Origin of the sequence: Enterobacter sp. CCUG 70166 (genome assembly GCF_020224095.1) — a bacterium.
Classification (GTDB): Bacteria; Pseudomonadota; Gammaproteobacteria; order Enterobacterales; family Enterobacteriaceae; genus Enterobacter; species Enterobacter intestinihominis.
Genome location: NZ_NRIQ01000082.1, coordinates 1 through 1,365 on the forward strand (window position 1 = coordinate 1; position 1,365 = coordinate 1,365).

Below are 1,365 nucleotides of genomic sequence, written 5' to 3' on the forward strand. Positions count from 1 at the left end.
AAATTCAGTAAACCACTTCATGTCGAATATCTGGCCGATAAGGTTGCGGATCGAGAAGAGGATGCAGAGGAATATCTGGAAGCAATCATGGAGGCTCGTGTTACCGTTGCTGGCATGGGGCTGGTGATGGAGGTGCAGGATTACTTCGATGGCGAGGCCGATAGACTGGCGAAGGCGTGGCTGGCCGAGTACACACCGCAAATCAAGTCGTTGAAAGATGAGCGTAAAGAGGCCTATCGTCAAATCGTCGAAATGAGTACCGAACCGCAGGATGTGGATCTGGTCAGGCCGGAGAACAAGTTTGAAATGACCAGGGTGCGTGAAGGTGAAAAGGAAGCTGACCTTCCAGTCTGGAAACACCATTTGTTGTGTGACGAAAACGGGAACTATCCGGCTCTGTTGAACCATTGGGAAACCAAGGTTTTTGAGATCGAAACCAGACGTGAAGGATTTGCTTTCTGGTATCGTAATCCACAGTACACAGGACAGTCTTCACTAGGCATCGCCTATGTTGAAGCCGAACAATACAAAATTGTTCGTCCCGATTTCCTGTTTTTTGCCAATCACGATGGCAAAATGGTTGTAGATATGGTTGATCCACATGGTCTCCATCTGGCTGATGCTTTGCCCAAACTGAAAGGACTTGCGCTATATGCCGAACATCATTCTGATGCTTACAGGCGAATCGAATCTGTCGCCGAAGTAAAGGGTAAATTACGAGTGTTAGATTTGAAACGGCAGGATGTGCAGGATGCTGTTGCTACCGCTGAAAATGCAGAAACGTTATTTAGTAGCGGACTTGCTGATGACTATCAGTAATCTATAGAAAATTGCGTAACGAAACTGCATTTTAGTAATTTTTTGAAACAATACAAATAAGGCCTTCTCACTGAGAAGGCCATTACCGACTTACAGTTCGATTTGGCTACAGCCGAAGTTACGGTCTCCTTCACCAAACACTTTGCTTTCAACTTTGGTCAGGTAGTCCAGTCGGGTTAACAGCGCCTGGTAGTTCTGCTGGAAGTCAGTACTATTGGTGTCTAGCACATACTTACAGTTTTCAGGAAAATGGACCAGACCAGGGTGATCGTCTCTCTCCAGTCTCAGGGCGCTGTACCAGGCTCCTGTGATCATCCCTCTAAGGTTATCGTCCTGATCGTAATCCCCGAGGTGGTAGTAAGCGTCTTTGTTGAACAACAGGCAAATGTGATAGTGGCATTTACCTGACTCAGAATACTCTTTCGCCCATATAATGAATAAAGGGCAACGGTAGATGCGTTTACCTTCACGCTCCTTACGGGTACGATCAGCCTCCAGCTTAGCTCTGAGGGATTCACGCATCCGGGTGACCTGCCCCCACGATTA

At 47.1% G+C, this 1,365-nt stretch carries 2 pseudogenes; one reads left to right on the forward strand and one right to left on the reverse strand.

Annotation, left to right across the window (positions count from 1 at the left end):
- Nucleotides 1-819, forward strand: a pseudogene (locus CKK19_RS24835) (type III restriction endonuclease subunit R); the annotation flags it as partial.
- A 90-nt stretch (nucleotides 820-909) separates the two neighbouring features.
- On the opposite strand, the pseudogene CKK19_RS24840 reads toward CKK19_RS24835, so the two are convergent.
- Nucleotides 910-1,356, reverse strand: a pseudogene (locus CKK19_RS24840) (inovirus Gp2 family protein); the annotation flags it as partial.
- Between the last annotated feature and the right edge of the window lie 9 nt (nucleotides 1,357-1,365).